We start from the raw sequence: 19,697 nt of genomic DNA on the forward strand, positions 1-19,697 counted from the left end.
TCCAGAAATGGCCTAGAAGATGACCTCGGAGAGGTCTATCATCATCTGAAAATGCTTCAAAGCCAATAAAATTCAAAAAAGAGGTCCGGAATGAGACTATTCCGAACCCTTTTGTCTACAAACTGAACAACCTTTTTAAAGGTTGTTATTCAGCGATTTCACTCGTATGATTCATTGGCCGTTTTTTCACCCAGGCGGTAATGAAGCTGGTCTGCATGTATTTCCTCAAGTGCTTTGCCCACATTTTTATGTGATTTGTATCTTTCAAGCTGCGGTCTGGCATTGAGCTGAAGCTTGCGTGCACGCTTGGCAGCAACTGAAACAAGTGAATATTTGGAGTCAATCTTTGTCATTAGGGAATCAATAGAAGGATAAAGCATATTTATTCTACCTCCAGCATTTTTTTATATTTAGGTTCTACACGTTCCCTGCGGCAGTGTTCAGCTACCACTATGGATTTTATTCTTTCACAGGCAAGATCGATTTGATCATTCTCTACAACATAATCATATAGATTCATCATTTCAATCTCTTCTCTCGCGGCATTCATGCGATTGTTAATGATATCTTCTGTCTCTGTCCCTCTCGTGACGATACGGTTCTTAAGCTCTGACAGACTAGGAGGAACCAGGAAGATGAACAGGCCGTCCGGAAATTTCTCCCGTACCTGGCGGGCACCCTGAACTTCAATTTCAAGGAAAACATCTTTGCCGCGGTCGAGTGTTTCTCTTACATAATCAACCGGTGTGCCGTAGTAGTTCCCGACAAACTCGGCATATTCAAGCAGCTTATCCTGCCTGATGAGCTCTTCAAACTCCTCACGCGTCTTGAAAAAATAATCAACTCCATTGACTTCTCCCTCTCTCGGAGATCTCGTTGTCATTGAAATAGAATATTCAAACGCAGTATCAGGCTGAGCAAATATCTCTTTTCTTACTGTTCCTTTTCCTACACCTGAGGGCCCGGATAGAACGATTAATAACCCTTTTTCTTTCATTTATAAAATCCTACCCTTCCTCAATAATTTCATCACGGTCATTTAATCGGTGTGCGACGGTTTCCGGCTGGACCGCAGACAAAATGACATGGTCACTGTCCATAACGATAACTGCACGTGTGCGCCTGCCATATGTAGCATCTATTAAAGAGCCCCGGTCCCGTGCGTCCTGAATAATCCGTTTTATAGGGGCAGATTCGGGACTGACTATTGATATAATCCGGTTGGCAGATACAATATTGCCAAAACCGATATTGATCAGCTTAATTGACATTTGGGTCCTCCAATCATCAGTTATTTAGTTTGACCCCCAGAGCCGGAATCTAAACAACTGCTATTCAATATTTTGAACCTGTTCCTTCATTTTTTCCAATAAACTCTTTATTTCTACCACTTCGGCAGCTATATCTGCACTATTTGCCTTAGAGCCTATCGTATTGGCCTCCCGGTTCATTTCCTGCAGAATAAAGTCGAGCTTTCTGCCTGCCGGTTCTGTAAGCTGAAGTGTATGCTCAAACTGGCTTATATGGCTTTGCAGCCTTATTAGTTCTTCACTGATATCCGCTTTATCAGCGAATATTGCTACCTCTGTCAAAATTCTCGATTCATCCACCTGGCCATCAAGAAATTCCTTCATACGCTTTTGCAATCTTTCCCGGTAAAGCTGTGCAACCTTTGGTGCATACTCTCTCAGTTTGATGACACTATTGCTTAAAAGACTAAGATGGCTGCGAAGATCACTTTCCAGCTCATCACCCTCAGCTATCCTCATTTGCATTAACTGCAGGCATGCCTCTTCAGCTGAAGAAAGGACCAGCTGGGTCATTTCCTCATTGCCGGACTCTTTCTCTTCAATGTTAATCAATTCTTCGCGAATGACATCACCGATGGATAGTTCCGTCTGAATTTGATACTTTGCTTGAATTGCAGTTATGTATTGATAATATTCATCTAATAGTTCCCAGTCAACATTTACTTTTCGGCTGGCCAGGACATCACCGTCAACGGTGATAAAAACCTCGATTCTTCCTCTTTTGATATGCCTGTTAAGCTTTTTCTTTATTTTGTCTTCAATATGCATCAGCTGTCTGGGCATTCTTATTTGAAATTCGGTAAAACGATGATTTACAGTTTTGATTTCAACCGTAATGGAGCCTTGCCCGGAATCTTTCTTGCTTCTGCCATATCCAGTCATGCTTACTGCCATTTCTCACACTTCCTTTAGGGAAAAGCACAGCTTATAAAAAGCACTTACTTTCTGTTAGCGGCATGGCGCCTGTGCAGTTTATGTATAAAAATCAAGTAGTGATGGAGATTTATATGTTTGTGCAAAAAAAGAAAGGTAATAGAGTTCTTCTCTACTACCTAAAGGATTATAACATATTTTATTTTGTTTTTCTTGCGAAAAATGTGCCTGCCAGTAAAAATGTTGGAATGGCTGAAAGTCCTGTGATCATAAACCAGTCGCGCAATTCAATAGGGACAGTGTGGAAAATTGGCTGAAGCGGCGGATAGTATATGACGATTAGCACTAAAACAAGGGAAGAGATGACTGCCCAGACTAAATATTTATTGCCAAATGGATTTCTTGAGAACACTGATTTTTCACTGCGGCAATCAAATACATGGATCAGCTGAGCCATAACCAATGTGGCAAATGCTACTGTCTGTGCATATGCAAGATGATCCGGATTTGCCCGGTATGCAAAAATAAACGCCAGTAATGTCACAAGGCCAATTAAGAATCCCCTTGAAACCACTTTCCAGCCAAGCCCTCTTGAAAAGACACCTTCCTTAGGACTCCTTGGTTTTCGCTTCATCACATTCTCCTCAGGCTGATCAAGTCCCAGAGCCATTGCAGGAAGCCCATCCGTAACGAGGTTCACCCATAGAATCTGAATTGGCACTAATGGCAGCGGAAGGGCCAGAAGCATAGCAAACAGCATTACCAGTATCTCGCCAACATTTGATGCAAGCAAATACCTGATGAACTTGCGGATATTTTCGTATATATTTCTTCCTTCTTTTATCGCGGCTTTTATGGTAGCAAAATTATCATCAAGCAATACAAGTGCAGATGCCTCTTTAGCAACATCTGTGCCTGTTATGCCCATGGAAATGCCAATATCCGCTGCTTTAATGGCCGGAGCATCATTGACTCCATCTCCTGTCATGGCAACGATATGACCTCTATTCTGGAGAGACTTGACAATTTTTAATTTATGCTCGGGAGATACTCTGGCAAATACCGCGACATCCTCAACCACATCTTCGAGGTCTTCTACAGACATCTCCGCAAGGTCTTTTCCTTGAAGTACTTTGGAATCTTCTGTTAAAATACCTAACTGTTTGGCAATAGCCTGTGCTGTAATCGCATGATCTCCTGTGATCATGATCGTTTTAATTCCTGCTTCCCTGCATTCCTTGACTGCTTCTTTAACCTCCGGCCTTGGCGGATCAATCATCCCCTGCAGCCCAATAAAAGTTAATCCCTTTTCCGCCTCTTTTTCATCAAGAATGACATTCTTAGACGGGATTTCTTTATAGCCAATCGCGATCGTTCTTAATGCTTGTGAAGCCAAATCTTCTATGGCTGCCTGAATTTCACCTGAAAGCTCCCTCGAAAGAATCTTGCGCCTTCCCTCCCAAAGAACAGATTCACTTTTCCCGACTAAGACATCGGGAGCACCTTTGGTAACAATAAATTGTCTTCCATTATGATCCTTTACCACAACACTCATCATTTTTCTGGAAGAGTCAAACGGAAACTCATTAATAATCTGAAACTGATTCAGCAGACTGCTTCTGTTATAGCCGGCTTTCATGGCTGCTACAAGGAGAGCACCTTCAGTTGGGTCACCATCAATTACAAACTCATTATTTTTCTGCTGTATTTCCGCATGATTGCACAGCATGCCAAACATCAGCATCTGCTGGAGCGCTTTATCACTTTTCGGTTCAATCTGGCTCTCATTTCGATAAAACTGCCCTTGCGGTTCATACCCTACTCCGTCTACTCTCCATTCTTTTCCTCCGCTCCAGAGATGGGTTACGGTCATTTTGTTTTGGGTCATGGTTCCGGTTTTGTCTGAACAAATAACAGATGCACAGCCAAGTGTTTCAACTGCAGGAAGTTTCCGTACGATTGCCTTTTTCCTGATCATCCTTTGAACACCAAGCGAAAGCGCCACCGTGACAATGGCAGGCAGCCCTTCGGGAATTGCCGCAACAGCTAATGAGACACCGGCAAGGAACATTGTATATAATTCCTGTCCCTGCATCACACCTGCCGCAACAACGAGAATTGTAAGGAAGATCGCTGCCGTAATGAGGATTTTGCCGAGCTGTTCCAATCTCCGCTGGAGCGGTGTGGTCATGGTTTCGGCATTTTGCAGAAGATCAGCAATTTGTCCCATAGCGGTATTCATCCCGGTTCCGACAACCACACCCAATCCATTGCCGCGGGTCACCATTGTACCCATAAAAGCCATATTTTCCATATCGCCAATAGCGAGGTTAGGCGTTTTCAGGGATCCGGTCCTCTTTTGAACAGGCAGCGACTCTCCTGTTAAAGCAGACTCCTCAATCTCAAGGCTATTAGATTCTACTATTCTTACATCTGCACCCACTCTGTCGCCCGTAGAAAATTTAAGCAGATCCCCGACTGCCACTTCTTTGGAAGGAATTTTCCTCCACTCTCCATCCCGAAGAGCAATTACTTGAGGAGCGGATAACTCTTTAAGTGCACTCAGCGACTTTTCCGCTTTCCTTTCCTGAAAAAAACCCAGAAACCCATTTATGATCACAATTGCAATAATGGCAATTGCATCAATATATTCACCAAGCAGCCCCGAAATCAAGGTGGCAGCTAGTAAAACAAGAACCATGAAATCTTTAAATTGACTAAAAAATAAGAGTAAAGCAGACTGCTTTTCTCCCTCTTTCAATTCATTAAAGCCATATTGTTTGTGGCGTTTTTTTACATCATCCTCTGTTAAGCCTGCCTTAATGTCTGTATTTAAGGCCTGCTCAACCTCCCTTTCATTCATTTCATGGAACTTCATCCGGACATCACACTTCCTCCTTTGTGGTTTGAGAAAAGCCATGAGTGCCTGGGTGCAAGGGAATATACCCGAGAATAATGCTTAAGCACTCACAGCCAGACTTTAAGGGCATCCGCCAGATGGCAGACTATCCTCTTCTGCTAAAACAAGGCAGAGTTGTCCAATCTCACTCTAAAGAAAGCATATTCAGCCCTGTCCAAAAAAATGCTATTATTAATAAGAAAAGCTCCAGGCGCCCGCTTATCGGCGACAAGCATAAGACAAGCCGGCATGAAGGTTGTTTTTTAACCTTCTTGACGGATTGACTTATGACCTCGAGCCGATGGCGCCTGGAGCTAGACAGCATTAGAAAAGCTCCAGGCGCCCGCTTATCGGCGACAAGCATAAGACAAGCCGGCATGGAGGTTGTTTTTTAACCTTCTTGACGGATTGACTTATGACCTCGAGCCGATGGCGCCTGGAGCTAGACAGCATTAGAAAAGCGGAAGGCGCCTGAAATATGAAAAACCAAGCAGTTAAACTTGATTTTTATATAATAAATGAAAGAATAATGTATATCTAATGTAATTTTTATAGAAGAGGATGTTCCGATATGTCATTTGATGGTTTGTTCACAAGAGCTATGACGAAAGAGCTCATAGATACTTTAAAGGGCGGCAGAATCAATAAGATTCAGCAGCCATATAAAAATGAAATTATTTTAGTTGTGAGGGCAAATGGGAAGAATAACAAGCTTTTGCTGTCTGCCCATCCAAGCTATGCGAGAGTGCAGCTGACGAATGAAACACACGAAAACCCTTCAGAGCCCCCGATGTTCTGTATGCTTTTAAGAAAGCACCTGGAAGGCTACATACTTGAAGATGTCCATCAAATCGGGCTTGACCGTATTATCGTGCTTGAGGTGAAAGGCAGGAATGAGATTGGCGATACATCTTATAAACAGCTGATTGTTGAGATTATGGGCAGACACAGCAATATTACGCTGGTGGATAAAACCCGGAATATCATTCTCGACAGCATCAAGCATGTTTCTTTTGCCGTTAATAGCCATCGTGCGATTTTGCCAGGACAGGAGTACATTCTCCCTCCATCTCAGGATAAAATGGATCCCTTCGAAGCGGATGAAGAAGCTATACTGCGTAAGATTGATTTTAACAGCGGGAAAGTTGATAAACAGCTTGTGGCGGGTTTCTCCGGAATCTCACCGCTTTTTGCAAAAGAAGTGTTACACCATGCAGGTCTTGTAAACAGGACCACTGTTCCTAAGAGTTTCCGGCATTTTATTGACTTGCTGAAAGTCCATAGAATAAGGCCGGCCATTACAGAAAGGGAAAATAAAGAAAGCTTTTATTTATTGCCCCTCCAGCATCTAAAAGGAGAAAGCCGGGAGTTTAGTTCCCTAAGTGAAATGCTGGACCGCTTTTATTTTGGCAAAGCAGAGAGAGACAGGGTCAAACAGCAATCCAATGATCTTGAACGGTTTATAGTAAATGAGAAAGAAAAGAATGAAAAGAAAATTGATAAGCTGAAAAAAACCCTTCATGAAGCGGAAAATGCCGATAAACATCAATTATATGGGGAATTGATCACGGCAAATATTTATGCGATTCAAAAGGGGATGAAGGAAACGAAAGTCGTCAATTATTACGATGAAAATGGCGCTTCAGTGACGATTCCTTTGGATCCTCAAAAGACTCCTTCCGAGAATGCCCAAAAGTATTTTACAAGATACCAAAAAGCAAAGAATGCCGTAATTGCAGTAAAAGAGCAAATTAAAAAAGCAGAAGAGGAAGCCGCATACTTCGAGTCTCTTCTTCAGCAGGTCGAGACAGCATCACCAAGAGACATTGCCGAAATAAGAGAAGAGCTTGCAGAAGGCGGTTATATTCGTGAAAGGCAGAAAAAGGGAAACAAGAAACAGCAAAACCTAAAGCCTGTTTTGGACCGCTATACCGCCACGGACGGAACGGAAATACTAGTTGGGAAAAATAACAAGCAAAATGACTATTTAACGAACAAATTAGCCGGAAGGGATGAAATCTGGCTGCATACAAAAGATATTCCTGGTTCGCATGTGGTTATACGAAGCAAGGAGCCGGCAGAAGAAACAATTCTTGAAGCTGCATCCCTCGCGGCTTACTTCAGCAAGGCCCGCAATTCCAGTTCCGTACCCGTGGACTTCACCCAAGTCCGGCATGTGAAAAAGCCAAGCGGCGCGAAACCTGGATTTGTTATATATGACAATCAGCAGACTGTTTACGTTACTCCTGATGAAGAAACCGTTCTATTCTTAAAACAAAATCTTTAAATAAATAAAAAAGCAAGCTCCGATTGGACTAACCTAATGAAATAAGACAATATAAAACACCTTCGAAATGTACACTGTAGACAGTACATTATCGGGGGTGTTTTTGCATGGGCAAAAACGTATATTCAAGTGAAATAAAATGGGCGGCTGTAAGAGATAAGCTTGAGGGTAAATTGACGACCAAAGCAATAATGGAGAAGTATGGGATAAAGAATAAATCACAGATCGAGACCTGGGTTCGCTGGTATAAGAAGGGAGAAATTCACCGTTTTGATCAACCGATTGGTAAACAGTATACTTTTGGCCATGGTCCTCAATTTTCTAGTGAGGATGAACGAAAAAACAACCAAATCACTCGGAATGAAATCCTAAAAAAGTACTTAAAGATGAAAAAGGAGTGGATAAAAGAGTAGTAGTGAAAATGGTGGAGGAATTAAGTAAGAAGTACACGGTTACATCCATATTAAAGATTCTAAAAGTAGCACGTTCAAGCTATTACCGTTGGCTAAAGGGATTTACCAAGCACAAAAATGAGCATGAAGATTTAATTATTGAAATCTGTAAGGAAACAAAATATCGAAATGGCCATCGTAAAATTAAGGCTATCTTAAAACGTCAGTACAATATTGAACTAAATCGAAATACAGTGCAAAGAATTATGCAAAAGAACCATATACAATGTAAGGTGAAGCCGAAAAGAAAGTGGAAGTCCCAAGGTGAAAGTGAAGTTATAGCCCCTAATCTTCTAAATCGTGATTTTACTGCAAGTAAACCTAATGAAAAATGGGTTACAGACATAAAGTATATTCAATATGGGAGCGAACCATTGTATCTTTCAACGATTATGGATCTGTATAACAATGAAATCGTTGCATATAAACTATATAATCACCAACAAGTTCCTTTAGTAATTGATACTTTAGATGAAGCTTTAACAAAAAGGAATAATCCCGAGGGGATTATTATCCATACAGACCAAGGAAGTGTCTATACTTCGTATTCATATCAGAACGCTTTAAAGAAAAATCATTTAGTTAGCAGTATGTCCAGACGTGGAAACTGTTGGGATAACGCTGTTATAGAATCGTTCCATTCTAATCTAAAGACTGAGGGATTTCAATATATTAAATTCAATTCTATATCAATCCTTAATGTTATTTCTAAAATTGATCAGTATATGTCTCATTATTATGAGGGCAGAATACAAGAAAAATTAGGCTGCTCTCACTCCAAAGGAATTTGGAATGAGAGCAGCCTAATAGTGGTGTTTTATATATGTCTCATTTAACTAGGTAAGTTCAGATGCTTGCTTTTTTTATTTGACTAAACCTGAGATACCTTCCCCCACTCAGCAGGGTCTTTTCTCCATTCAAGAAGTTTCTTCATATCCTCTTCCTGGATAAAGCCCTTTTCAACTGCTACTTCTGTGAGAGCTTCAATATCAGTCAGCGTATATGCTTTGATGTTCTCTTCAGCCAGCATTTCTTTTCCTTTTTCAAGCTGGTATGTGAAGATTGCAGCCACGCCCAGTACTTCACAGCCTGCTTCCCTTAAAGCTTTGACAGCAGTTATGGCACTTCCTCCTGTTGAGATGAGATCTTCAACAACAACAACCTTTTGGCCCTTGACTGCTTGTCCTTCAATTTGCTTTCCTTTTCCATGGCCCTTTGCCTTGGAGCGGACATAGCACATTGGCAGTTCCATCTTGTCACTGACCCAGGCTGCATGCGGAATGCCAGCCGTGGCAGTTCCTGCAATTAGTTCTGCTTCAGGAAATTCATCCAGAATGATAGCCTGAAGACCTGCTGCAATTTCCTTTCTGACTTCAGGAAAAGACAGTGTCAGACGGTTATCACAATAGATTGGGGCACGCAGCCCTGAAGACCAAGTAAACGGATCATTTGGGTTTAACGCTACAGCCTTTATATCCAGTAATTTTTCTGCTATTTTATGCTTCATTCAGAACACCCTCCCAGGATTGTTTGCATTGAATATACTTTTCGAAAGGATTTTCCGCTCTGGTAATCGACCTACCCACTACAATGGCAGAAGCCCCTTCTTTTCTTGCGAATTCAGGTGTGGCCACTCTCTTCTGATCTCCATTATCGTCTGATGACAGGCGTATTCCCGGTGTTACAGTCAAAAAGGCAGAGCCTACTTTCGAAGCTATCGCACTTGCCTCAAAGCTTGAACAAACTACACCATCAAGTCCGGCTTCTTTGGCGAGTTTTGCATAATGAAGAACAGATTCGTTTAATGAAACAGGAATTAATTGCTCTGAATTCATTTGCTTTTCCGATGTGCTTGTCAGCTGTGTCACAGCAATACAAGATGGTCTTTCTCCTGTGCTGCCTGCCTCCAGTCCTTCACAGGCTGATTCCATCATGGCTTTTCCCCCTGCGGCATGCACGTTAACCATATCGCAGCCAAGCCCTGCAAGACGCTTCATGGCACTTTTTACTGTATTAGGAATATCATGAAGCTTGAGATCAAGGAAAATATCGTGCCCTTGTTCTTTTAAATCATGAACAATGGAAGGTCCCTCCTGGTAAAACAGCTCCATGCCGACCTTAAGAAATAATTTTTCATTTTCAAAGTTTTTCAGAAACTGATGAACTTCCTGTTTTCCTGGAAAATCAAGAGCAATAATGAGAGGTTTTTTCAAATTTATTCCAGCTCCTTCCTGTGCATTCTGAAATATTTTCATACCCCAGCTTACCAATAAGTTCCGGCAGTTCATCGATAATTTTCGGACACACAAAAGGATCTATGAAGTTAGCTGTTCCTACCGCTACTGCACTTGCCCCAGCGTAGAAGTATTCGATGACATCCTCCGCAGATTCAATTCCTCCCATGCCGATGATTGGAAGGGATACCTGCTGGCTCACTTCATAGATCATCCGAAGTGCGACTGGCTTAATGGCTGGCCCTGAAAGCCCGCCTGATTTATTTGCAAGAATCGGCTTGCCGGTTTTTAGATCGATTCTCATGCCAACAAGCGTGTTGATCATCGTTAAACCATCAGCTCCACCATCTTCTGCTGCTTTAGCCATTTCTACAATATTTGTGACATTTGGTGAAAGCTTCACATAGACAGGTACCTCAGAAACCTCTTTTACTTTTTTCGTTAAATTTTTTGCAATTTCCGGAATAGTGCCGAATGCCATTCCGCCTGTTTTCACATTCGGACATGAGATGTTAAGTTCAAGCGCATGTACATTCCGGTTTGCAGATATTTTCCTGGCAACCGCAATATAATCTTCTTCCTGCGAACCGGCTACATTGGCAATGATCGGTACATCGTATTGTTCAAGCCATACCAGTTCTTCATTTACCACTTTATCCAGACCGGGATTCTGCAGCCCAATTGCATTTAGCATCCCTGCAGATGTCTCCGCCACTCTTGGTGTTGGATTTCCAAATCGGGGCTCTAAAGTCGTCGCCTTTATCATGATTGCGCCCAATTTACTCAAATCATAAAGCTGGCTGAATTCCCTGCCGAAGCCAAAGCAACCTGATGCAGGCATGATTGGATTTTTCAATTCCAGTCCAGGCAGACTGACGTTTAATGAATTCATAGAACTACCTCCCCTGCTTTAAAGACCGGTCCGTCACTGCAGACTTTTTTATAGCTGTATCCTTCAGGGTCATCCCCTGTATGGCATACACATGCAAAGCATGCCCCAATGCCGCATCCCATTCGTTCTTCCAATGACAGAAATACCTTTTTATGAGGGAATTGATTTTCAAGCGCCTTCAGCATCGGCGTCGGACCGCAGGAATATAAAACATCGAAATCAATATTCAGCCTTTTAATAACATCTGTAACAAAGCCTTTCGTTCCTGCGCTTCCATCAGCTGTAGCCACGAAGGTCTCGCCCTGCCGCGCAAACTTTTCTTCATAGAAAACTGCACTGGCCGATTGAAAGCCCAGGACGTGAATTACCTTAACGCCGCGGTTTACAAGCTGTTTGGACAGTTCATATAAAGGGGGAACTCCGATTCCTCCCCCTACAAGAAGTGCCGTCTCTCCTCGGCCAGCTACGCTGATCGGAAACCCATTTCCAAGCGGTCCCAGTACATCAGTGTAATCACCAGGTTTTTTTTCTGAAAGCAATGCCGTTCCTCTTCCTTCAGCACGGTAAATCATTTTAAACTGGCTTTCATCAGGTAAAATTTCTGCAATGCTGATTGGCCGTCTCAGCATCGGGTCATAGCCCTCAGATATTTTCAAATGAACAAACTGCCCAGGTTCTTTCATTTCATGAACAAGCTCACCTTGAAGGGTGAGCTCGTAAATGTTTTCGGCCAGTTTTATTTGTGATATTACTTTACATTGTTCCTGTCTTATCAAGATAAAACCGCCTCCCGGACTTCTTCTGGTTTATCCATAGCATCTGCTGAAAAGTTCATTGATTCCATCACTTGAAGTATTGCTTCTGCCGTATCAAGAGAGGTTAGGCATGGCACGCCATTTTCCACTGATTCGCGGCGGATGCGGAAACCATCTCTGGCAGGCTGTTTCCCTTTTGTTAGAGTATTAATAACAAATTGTGCTTCGCCATTTTTTATGACATCCAGAAGGTTAGGGCCATCCGAGCCAATTTTTCCGGTCACTTTTACAGGAATGCCTTCAGATTGCAGGTATAGAGCTGTTCCGCTTGTCGCCATTAGCCTGTAGCCGATGGATACAAATCTTTTTGCCAGCTGCAAAGCTTCTTCCTTATCCTTGTCAGCGACAGTCATGAGTACAGTGCCATACGGCTGGATTTTCATACCGGAAGCAACAAGGCCTTTATAAAGGGCTTTTTCAAGCGTGGAGTCTTTCCCCATCACTTCACCGGTAGACTTCATTTCAGGTCCTAAAGTGATATCTACTCTTCTTAATTTTGCAAAAGAGAACACCGGCACTTTTACGTACACGCCTTTTCTTTCCGGTAGAAGACCTGAACCAAAGCCCTGCTCTGCAAGAGTTTGCCCCATGATAACCTTTGTGGCAATTTTGGCCATCGGCACATTCGTAATCTTGCTCAGGAACGGAACTGTCCGGCTTGAACGCGGATTGACTTCCAAGACATATACTTCTCCTTTAGCCACTACATACTGGATATTCAGAAGACCTATAATGCCAAGGCCTTTGGCCATCTTTCCGGTATACTCGACAAGCTTGTCTTTAATAGCTTCCGAAATATTTTGGGGAGGATAGACCGCAATGGAATCACCTGAGTGAACCCCAGCTCTTTCGATATGCTCCATGATGCCGGGTATAAGGACATTTTCACCATCCGAGATAGCGTCCACTTCAATTTCCTTCCCAGTTAAATATCGGTCTATTAATACTGGGTGTTCGGGATTCACTTTTACAGCATTTTCCATATAGTACAGAAGCTCATCTTCTTTATATACGATCTCCATGGCTCTTCCGCCAAGTACATAAGATGGACGGACAACCACCGGATATCCAATTTCACTGGCAATTGCTACTGCCTGTTCCACAGATAGGGCAGTCTTTCCCCTTGGCATCGGAATGCCAAGGTCTGTAAGAGCATGTTCAAATTTATCCCGGTCTTCTGCCCGGTCTAAGCTTTCGAGAGACGTTCCCAGAATTTTTACTCCTCTTTCAACAAGATCTGCTGCAAGGTTAATCGCCGTTTGTCCTCCAAATTGCACAACTACACCTTCCGGCTTCTCAAGATCGATGATGTGCATGACATCTTCTATTGTAAGCGGCTCAAAATATAACTTATCGGAGATGCTAAAGTCAGTAGAGACTGTTTCAGGATTATTATTAACTATGATGGCTTCGTATCCTGCTTCCTTAATGGCCCATACTGCGTGTACAGTTGAGTAATCAAACTCCACTCCCTGCCCGATACGGATTGGTCCTGAGCCGAGAACGACAACACTTTTGCGGTCAGTTACTTCCGATTCGTTCTCATCTTCATAAGTTCCATAGAAATACGGAGTTTCCGATTCAAATTCCGCTGCACATGTATCAACCATTTTATAAACCGGTACAATCGCATGTTCTTTTCTCCAGCTGTATACTTCCAACTCATTTGAATCCCACAGCCTGGCAATTACCAGATCGGCAAAGCCCATTTCCTTTGCAGCTTTCCCTGTTTCAGGGTCAAAAGGATTTTGAGTTAGTACACTCTCAAAATCTATGATTTTCTTAATCTTATAAAGGAAGAATAAATCAATTTTGCTCCATTCATGGATCGTCTCGATCGTGACTCCTCTTCTGATTGCTTCCCCGATATAAAACAGACGCTCATCTCCAGCTTTCCGGATCCGCTTTTCGATTAATTCATCAGAAATTTGGCTGGAATCCTTCAGCTCAAGGTGATAAATGTTGGCTTCAAGTGAGCGGACTGCTTTCAGGAGAGATTCTTCAAATGTTCGTCCTATCGCCATTACTTCTCCTGTAGCCTTCATTTGGGTGCCAAGCGAACGGTTCGCAGATTCGAACTTATCAAACGGCCAGCGCGGGATTTTTGAAACAATATAATCCAATGCAGGTTCAAAGCAGGCATATGTTTTTCCTGTCACAGGATTCATCATTTCATCAAGTGTCAGCCCCACCGCTATCTTGGCTGCCAGTTTGGCAATCGGATAACCTGTTGCCTTGGATGCCAGTGCTGATGAACGGCTGACACGCGGGTTAACCTCAATGATGTAATAATTGAAGCTTTCTGGATCAAGTGCCAGCTGGACATTGCACCCTCCTTCAATCTCGAGGGCACGGATAATTTTTAAAGAAGTGTTTCTGAGCAGCTGATACTCTCGATCACTCAAAGTTTGGCTTGGAGCTACCACAATTGAATCACCTGTATGGACACCTACCGGATCGAAGTTTTCCATATTGCAGACAACAATTGCATTGTCATTGGAGTCCCGCATCACTTCATACTCAATTTCCTTAAAGCCTGCAATGCTCTTTTCAAGCAAACACTGTGTAACAGGGCTATTCTTTAATCCGCTCGTCACAATTTCAATTAACTCTTCTTCATCATGGCAGATTCCCCCGCCTGTTCCCCCTAAAGTGAAAGCAGGGCGTACAATGACCGGATAACCAATTCTGTTAACAAATTCATATGCTTCATTCAGGTTATGAATAATTTCACTTTCAGGCACCGGCTCGCCAAGCTCGTTCATCAAGTTTCTGAAAAGATCCCGGTCTTCCGCTTTTTGGATAGCTGATAATTTTGTACCGAGGATTTCAACCCCGCATTCTTCCAATACACCTGATTCCGCAAGCTCCACTGCCAGGTTTAATCCCGTTTGTCCCCCAAGAGTTGGAACAAGCGCATCAGGGCGTTCTTTCCGGATAATGCGACTGACAAATTCCAGCGTAAGCGGCTCTATATATACCGCATCAGCAATCTCAGTATCTGTCATAATGGTAGCAGGATTTGAGTTTACAAGGATTACGCGGTAGCCTTCCTCTTTCAATGCAATGCACGCCTGTGTTCCGGCATAATCAAACTCTGCTGCCTGCCCGATGACAATTGGTCCTGATCCGATTACTAAAATGCTTTTTATATCTGTACGCTTTGGCATGCTGCAGCACCTTCCTCTTTGTGTGATTCAATCATTTGCAAGAATTGTTCAAATAATCCGTTTGCATCCTCCGGTCCAGGTGAAGCTTCGGGATGATATTGCACAGTGAATGCAGGGACTTCTTTATGCTTTAAGCCTTCAATTGTTCCATCGTTTAATGCGATATGTGTTACTTCAAGCGGAGTACCTGTAAGTGAATTTTCTTCTACTGAGTATCCATGATTTTGAGATGTTAAAGCGACTTTTCCGGTTTGCAGGTCTTTTACTGGATGGTTTGAACCGCGATGGCCGAATTTCAGTTTTTCTGTATTGGCACCGCAAGCAAGAGCAAAAAGCTGATGGCCCAGACAAATTCCGAAAATCGGTACTTTTCCAAGCAACCCTTTAATCATTGTGATGGCTTCAGGAACATCTTTCGGATCTCCAGGACCATTTGAAAGCATAACTCCATCCGGGCTCATGCTGAGTATTTCTTCAGCTGCTGTGTTATAAGGCACAACAATTACATCACAATCCCGTTTGTTCAATTCTCTTAAGATCCCGTGTTTCATTCCGAAATCTACAAGGACTACCCTTCTGCCACGGCCAGGGCTCGGATAAGGTGTCCTAGTAGACACTTGCTTAACCTGATCGTTTCGCAGCTTGGTTGCTCGCAGTTTTTCAATGATGACTTCCGGGTTTTCACTTATACTGCAAATTGCACCTTTCAGCGTACCATGCTGCCTGATAATTCTTGTTAATTTCCTGGTATCAATGCCAGCAATTCCAGGGATATTTTTCAACTTAAAATATTCTTCAATCGATTGTTCGTTTCTCCAGTTTGACGGAAACTCGCAGGCTTCTTTCACAATGAAACCCGCGATTGCCGGGGAGATCGATTCAAAATCGTCTCTGTTTATCCCATAATTACCGACTAAAGGATATGTTAAGGTTACGAGTTGTCCGCAGTAGGATGGGTCAGACAGTATTTCCTGATAACCCGTCATTCCTGTATTGAAAACTACTTCTCCAATCGAATTCGTATCACTGCCGAGTCCTTTTCCAATAAAAATTGTTCCGTCTTCCAGAATCAGCTGTTTTTTCATGCTTTTACACTCCCTCTGTTCCAAACAATTTTTCCGCCTGCTATAGTTACTATCGGCCAGCCTTTACAATCCCAGCCGGTAAATGGCGTATTTTTCCCTTTTGATAAGAACTGAGCAGGATCAATCTTTTCCTGATGGTTTAGGTCAAGCAGGACAAGATCTGCTATTTCACCAGGTTCCAATTTCCCTGACTGAATGCCGAATGCCTCTGCTGGTTTTATTGTTAAGTAATCAATTAGCTGCTTTAGTGTGAATATCCCCTTCTCAACGAAGCAGGTGTAGAGAAGCGGAAAGGCAGTTTCAAGTCCGACAATCCCGAAAGGAGCCAGCTCCATCCCTTCTTCTTTTTCTGCTGCTGTATGTGGTGCATGGTCGGTGGCAATAAAATCTATAGTGCCATCCAGCAATCCTTCGATTAGGGCCGCTCTGTCATCTGCTCCTCTTAATGGAGGATTCATTTTAAAGTTAGCATCCATACCCGGGATATCATCTTCACAAAGCAGGAGGTGATGAGGTGTTACCTCGGCTGATACATTGATACCTGCACGCTTCGCATCTCTTACCACTCTGACAGACTCTTTCGTACTGATGTGGCAGACATGATAATGGCAGCCAGCAGCTTCGGCTAGAAGAACGTCCCTTGCGATTTGCACTGATTCACAGACGGAAGGAATACCATTCAAACCGTTCTCTTTAGCAAAAACACCATCATGTACGGAGCCTTTGTTAATGAGGGTATTTTCTTCGCAGTGGGCAACAATCGGCATCCTGAGTTCTGCGGCATTCCTCATTGCCTCAAGCATCATGGCTGCTGATTGCACCCCAACTCCATCGTCTGTAAAAGCAAACGCCCCGGCTTCCTTCAAAGCTTTAAAATCGGTTAATTCCTGACCAAGCTCACGGATTGTAATCGACGCATAAGGCAGAACATTGACCGCCGCTGTCTCAACAATACGGCTGTTCAATTTTTCAAGCTGCTCCTTTGTATCAGGTACCGGCCGGGTATTCGGCATCGCTGCAACGGTAGTGAAACCGCCTTTAGCAGCTGCTCTTGTGCCAGTTTCGATTGTTTCTTTCTTTTCTCCGCCTGGTTCACGCAAGTGGACGTGCAGGTCTATAAAACCTGGAGCAACCAGCAATCCTTCTGCATCAATCACTTGCTGTGCCTCTTTCCCCACACCTGCACCTATCTCAGTGATTTTTCCTGACCCTATGTAAATGTCTGTTTTTTCAAAGTTTCCTTCCTTAGTAAGCAACTGGCCATTTTTTATCAATGTTGACATGTTTAGCTCCCCCTTCAATATGTTCAATTGATCGTTTTAATACAGCCATTCGGATGTACACACCATTTTGCATTTGCTTAAAAATTCTGGAGCGCCCGCATTCAACTAAACAATCAGCTATTTCAACACCCCGATTTACAGGCGCCGGATGCATTATAATGCTGTTTGACTTCATTTTTCTTTCACGTTCTTCTGTAAGGCCGTATGCCAGATGGTATTCTTCAGCCGTTTGGTCAGCTTTTGATGCATGCCGCTCATGCTGTATTCTCAACAGCATGACAACATCAGAAGTTTCCATAGCTGTGTCAACATCTTCATACATTCCATTCTCAAGTAATTCTTCATTAAACCATTCTTTTGGACCTGAAAAAACAACCTTCGCACCAAGCCGGACAAGTGCATCTGCGTTGGATCTTGCGACACGGCTATGTGCGATATCACCGATGATGGCTACTTTTACTCCTTCAAAGGATCCAAATTCCTGTTTAATCGTCAGCAGATCCAGCAATGATTGTGTTGGATGGTGCCCGCAGCCATCCCCAGCATTCAGGATGGACACACCGCTTTTGTCTGCCAATCCGTCAAAGTAGCGATCCTCGCTGTGGCGGATGACGACTGCATGCACACCGATCGCTTCCAATGTTTTGACTGTATCGTATAGTGACTCACCCTTGGATACACTTGATGTGCTGACTTCAAAAGGAATTATGTCCAGTCCAAGCCGTCTTTCCGCCACTTCAAAGCTGCATTTAGTTCTTGTGCTATTCTCAAAGAAAAGATTAGCGACAAAAACCTTTTGTTCAGGGGTCCATTTTCCGCCGTTTAAAAAATATTGCGCATCCGCAAGTATTTTATTGATTTCATTAATTTCCAACTCTGAGGTAGTAAGCAAATGTTTCATTTTTTTCCTCCTCTTCAAAAAAAGCACCCTGCCGATTAGGTCAGGGTGCTGAAAAGTTGAGGCAGCCAGATATACGGATACACTGATACCGAATAGCCAGGTTTGCCGCCAACACCCTTTTAAGCCTCTCGGACTTAGTTAAAAAGCATTAAGCTACATTATTTTTTTTTTCGTTTTCTGTATCAAATATATCCTCTTTTGTCTCTTCCCTGCCAGGGAGAATCAGGTTTAGGAGAACACCGCTGATTGCTGCCAGTGCCATTCCTTCCAGTTTGAATGACCAGATCTCGATATGAGCTCCGCCAATTCCCAGGACAAGGATGACTGATGCGATAACCAGATTGCGGTTGTTTCCAAAATCCACTTTGCTGTCAACCAGCATTCTTAATCCTGATGAAGCGATGATTCCGAACAGCAGGATCGATACGCCGCCCATTACTGGTGTAGGGATTGAGCTGATCAGCGCTGTTACCTTACCAATGAATCCAAAGATGATGGCGATGACTGCAGCACCTGCAAGTACGTAAACACTGTAAATTTTCGTAATGGCGAGTACTCCAATATTTTCACCGTAAGTTGTCTTTGGCGGACCCCCGATTAATGCAGAGATCATTGTTCCTGTTCCATCAGCAAGGATGGAGCGGTGAAGACCCGGTTCTTTAATGTAATCTTTTCCAACTACTTTTCCAAGGACAAGCTGATGGCCGATATGTTCAGAGATTGTCACAACAGCTACTGGAATCATTAAAAGCGCAAGATCCAGGGTTATCCTCACTTCATAATCTGCGAACGGGAATAAGAATTCCGGCATTTCAAACCAGGCTGCTTGCTGTACAAGCGAGAAGTCGATAAGTCCCACAGCCAGTGAGTAAACATAGCCAATGATGATCCCTGCCAGAATCGGCACCATACTGAGCATGCCTTTTGCATAGATGGAAAAGATGATTGTTGCACCTAAGGTGATAAGCGCTGCTGAAAAATGAAGCATGCTGTATTCACCAGTTTCAGGATTGTTCATAGCCATCCCGACTGCTGTCCCTGCTAATGCCAATCCGATTACAATAATCACAGGTCCTACCACAATTGGCGGAAGCAAATTCATAATCCAGCGGTAGCCTGCTTTTTTGATGATCAGGGCTACTCCCCCATACACAAGCCCAGCCATAAAGCTGCCGATCATAGCAGCACCCGGGCCACCGGCTGCTTTGGCAGCTATGATCGGGGCAATGAATGCGAAGGATGAACCAAGATATGCCGGCACCTGCCATTTTGTAATGATTAGAAAGGCTATCGTTGCCAATCCGCTTGAGATTAGCGCAATGGCAGGATTTAATCCTACTAAGTATGGTACAAGTATAGTGGCTCCGAACATTGCGAATAAATGCTGTAAACTTAATGTCAGCCAATGGGCTGGTTTTGGAATATCCTTTATATCTAAGATAGGCTTATTCATTACGATCTCTCCTCTGCATTTTATTAAAAAACCCTCTTTGCAG

The 19,697-nt window shown here is 43.1% G+C and carries 15 protein-coding genes and 1 pseudogene; 2 read left to right on the plus strand and 14 right to left on the minus strand.

Annotation, left to right across the window (positions count from 1 at the left end; all coding sequences use genetic code 11):
- Nucleotides 1-158 precede the first annotated feature (158 nt).
- The 5 genes from rpoZ to M3205_RS10240 form a co-directional block, all read right to left on the minus strand.
- Nucleotides 159-380 carry a DNA-directed RNA polymerase subunit omega gene (gene rpoZ / locus M3205_RS10220; RefSeq protein ID WP_035328865.1) on the minus strand — a complete coding sequence of 74 codons (222 nt, stop codon included), beginning with the start codon at nucleotides 378-380 and terminating at the stop codon, nucleotides 159-161.
- Between the two features lie 2 nt (nucleotides 381-382).
- Nucleotides 383-997, minus strand: coding sequence for a guanylate kinase (gene gmk, locus M3205_RS10225; RefSeq protein WP_251169813.1), 615 nt, complete (start codon nucleotides 995-997; stop codon nucleotides 383-385).
- 10 nt (nucleotides 998-1,007) lie between these two features.
- Nucleotides 1,008-1,271 carry an extracellular matrix/biofilm regulator RemA gene (gene remA / locus M3205_RS10230; RefSeq protein ID WP_026585597.1) on the minus strand — a complete coding sequence of 88 codons (264 nt, stop codon included), beginning with the start codon at nucleotides 1,269-1,271 and terminating at the stop codon, nucleotides 1,008-1,010.
- Between the two features lie 60 nt (nucleotides 1,272-1,331).
- Nucleotides 1,332-2,204: a YicC/YloC family endoribonuclease gene (locus tag M3205_RS10235; protein ID WP_251169814.1), complete on the minus strand. Its 873-nt coding sequence runs from the start codon at nucleotides 2,202-2,204 to the stop codon at nucleotides 1,332-1,334.
- Nucleotides 2,205-2,382: 178 nt separating this feature from the next.
- A complete protein-coding gene (locus M3205_RS10240; protein ID WP_251169815.1) occupies nucleotides 2,383-5,061 on the minus strand; it encodes a calcium-translocating P-type ATPase, SERCA-type in 2,679 nt (892 codons plus the stop codon).
- 592 nt (nucleotides 5,062-5,653) lie between these two features.
- Here M3205_RS10240 and M3205_RS10245 point away from each other — a divergent pair.
- Both M3205_RS10245 and M3205_RS10250 read left to right on the plus strand, forming a co-directional pair.
- Complete coding sequence (locus tag M3205_RS10245; protein WP_251169816.1) at nucleotides 5,654-7,369, plus strand: Rqc2 family fibronectin-binding protein; 1,716 nt, start codon at nucleotides 5,654-5,656, stop codon at nucleotides 7,367-7,369.
- 107 nt (nucleotides 7,370-7,476) lie between these two features.
- Nucleotides 7,477-8,628: pseudogene (locus M3205_RS10250) on the plus strand (IS3 family transposase).
- A gap of 64 nt (nucleotides 8,629-8,692) precedes the next feature.
- Here the strand turns inward: M3205_RS10250 and pyrE are convergent.
- The 9 genes from pyrE to M3205_RS10295 all read right to left on the minus strand — a co-directional run bounded on the left by pyrE (nucleotide 8,693) and on the right by M3205_RS10295 (nucleotide 19,654).
- Nucleotides 8,693-9,328 (minus strand): orotate phosphoribosyltransferase, encoded by a 636-nt coding sequence (gene pyrE / locus M3205_RS10255; RefSeq protein WP_251169817.1) that lies wholly within the window; start codon nucleotides 9,326-9,328, stop codon nucleotides 8,693-8,695.
- Nucleotides 9,318-10,034, minus strand: coding sequence for an orotidine-5'-phosphate decarboxylase (gene pyrF, locus M3205_RS10260; protein WP_251169818.1), 717 nt, complete (start codon nucleotides 10,032-10,034; stop codon nucleotides 9,318-9,320). Before pyrF ends, pyrE begins: the two co-directional genes overlap by 11 nt.
- A complete protein-coding gene (locus tag M3205_RS10265) occupies nucleotides 10,006-10,947 on the minus strand; it encodes a dihydroorotate dehydrogenase (protein WP_251169819.1) in 942 nt (313 codons plus the stop codon). The genes pyrF and M3205_RS10265 overlap by 29 nt, the downstream gene beginning before the upstream one ends.
- A complete protein-coding gene (locus tag M3205_RS10270; RefSeq protein WP_311315723.1) occupies nucleotides 10,944-11,720 on the minus strand; it encodes a dihydroorotate dehydrogenase electron transfer subunit in 777 nt (258 codons plus the stop codon). Before M3205_RS10270 ends, M3205_RS10265 begins: the two co-directional genes overlap by 4 nt.
- Entirely contained in the window at nucleotides 11,720-14,932 is a 3,213-nt protein-coding gene (gene carB / locus M3205_RS10275) for a carbamoyl-phosphate synthase large subunit (protein WP_251169821.1), read from the minus strand. The genes M3205_RS10270 and carB overlap by 1 nt, the downstream gene beginning before the upstream one ends.
- Nucleotides 14,911-16,017: a carbamoyl phosphate synthase small subunit gene (locus M3205_RS10280; RefSeq protein ID WP_251169822.1), complete on the minus strand. Its 1,107-nt coding sequence runs from the start codon at nucleotides 16,015-16,017 to the stop codon at nucleotides 14,911-14,913. The genes carB and M3205_RS10280 overlap by 22 nt, the downstream gene beginning before the upstream one ends.
- Complete coding sequence (locus tag M3205_RS10285; protein WP_251169823.1) at nucleotides 16,014-17,300, minus strand: dihydroorotase; 1,287 nt, start codon at nucleotides 17,298-17,300, stop codon at nucleotides 16,014-16,016. The genes M3205_RS10280 and M3205_RS10285 overlap by 4 nt, the downstream gene beginning before the upstream one ends.
- Complete coding sequence (locus M3205_RS10290; RefSeq protein ID WP_251169824.1) at nucleotides 17,263-18,201, minus strand: aspartate carbamoyltransferase catalytic subunit; 939 nt, start codon at nucleotides 18,199-18,201, stop codon at nucleotides 17,263-17,265. Before M3205_RS10290 ends, M3205_RS10285 begins: the two co-directional genes overlap by 38 nt.
- Nucleotides 18,202-18,349: 148 nt before the next feature.
- On the minus strand, nucleotides 18,350-19,654 hold the full coding sequence (locus tag M3205_RS10295) for a solute carrier family 23 protein (RefSeq protein ID WP_251169825.1): 1,305 nt from the start codon (nucleotides 19,652-19,654) through the stop codon (nucleotides 18,350-18,352).
- Nucleotides 19,655-19,697 lie beyond the last annotated feature (43 nt).

Origin of the sequence: Cytobacillus firmus, assembly GCF_023715565.1 — a bacterium.
In the GTDB taxonomy this organism is placed as follows: domain Bacteria; phylum Bacillota; class Bacilli; order Bacillales; family Cytobacillaceae; genus Cytobacillus; species Cytobacillus firmus_C.

Coding starts and splice junctions, on each gene's coding strand:
- rpoZ (WP_035328865.1), bottom strand. CDS start 380: ATGCTTTATCCTTCTATTGATTCCCTAATGACAAAGATTGACTCCAAA.
- gmk (WP_251169813.1), bottom strand. CDS start 997: ATGAAAGAAAAAGGGTTATTAATCGTTCTATCCGGGCCCTCAGGTGTA.
- remA (WP_026585597.1), bottom strand. CDS start 1,271: ATGTCAATTAAGCTGATCAATATCGGTTTTGGCAATATTGTATCTGCC.
- M3205_RS10235 (WP_251169814.1), bottom strand. CDS start 2,204: ATGGCAGTAAGCATGACTGGATATGGCAGAAGCAAGAAAGATTCCGGG.
- M3205_RS10240 (WP_251169815.1), bottom strand. CDS start 5,061: ATGAAGTTCCATGAAATGAATGAAAGGGAGGTTGAGCAGGCCTTAAAT.
- M3205_RS10245 (WP_251169816.1), top strand. CDS start 5,654: ATGTCATTTGATGGTTTGTTCACAAGAGCTATGACGAAAGAGCTCATA.
- pyrE (WP_251169817.1), bottom strand. CDS start 9,328: ATGAAGCATAAAATAGCAGAAAAATTACTGGATATAAAGGCTGTAGCG.
- M3205_RS10265 (WP_251169819.1), bottom strand. CDS start 10,947: ATGAATTCATTAAACGTCAGTCTGCCTGGACTGGAATTGAAAAATCCA.
- carB (WP_251169821.1), bottom strand. CDS start 14,932: ATGCCAAAGCGTACAGATATAAAAAGCATTTTAGTAATCGGATCAGGA.
- M3205_RS10280 (WP_251169822.1), bottom strand. CDS start 16,017: ATGAAAAAACAGCTGATTCTGGAAGACGGAACAATTTTTATTGGAAAA.
- M3205_RS10285 (WP_251169823.1), bottom strand. CDS start 17,300: ATGTCAACATTGATAAAAAATGGCCAGTTGCTTACTAAGGAAGGAAAC.
- M3205_RS10290 (WP_251169824.1), bottom strand. CDS start 18,201: ATGAAACATTTGCTTACTACCTCAGAGTTGGAAATTAATGAAATCAAT.
- M3205_RS10295 (WP_251169825.1), bottom strand. CDS start 19,654: ATGAATAAGCCTATCTTAGATATAAAGGATATTCCAAAACCAGCCCAT.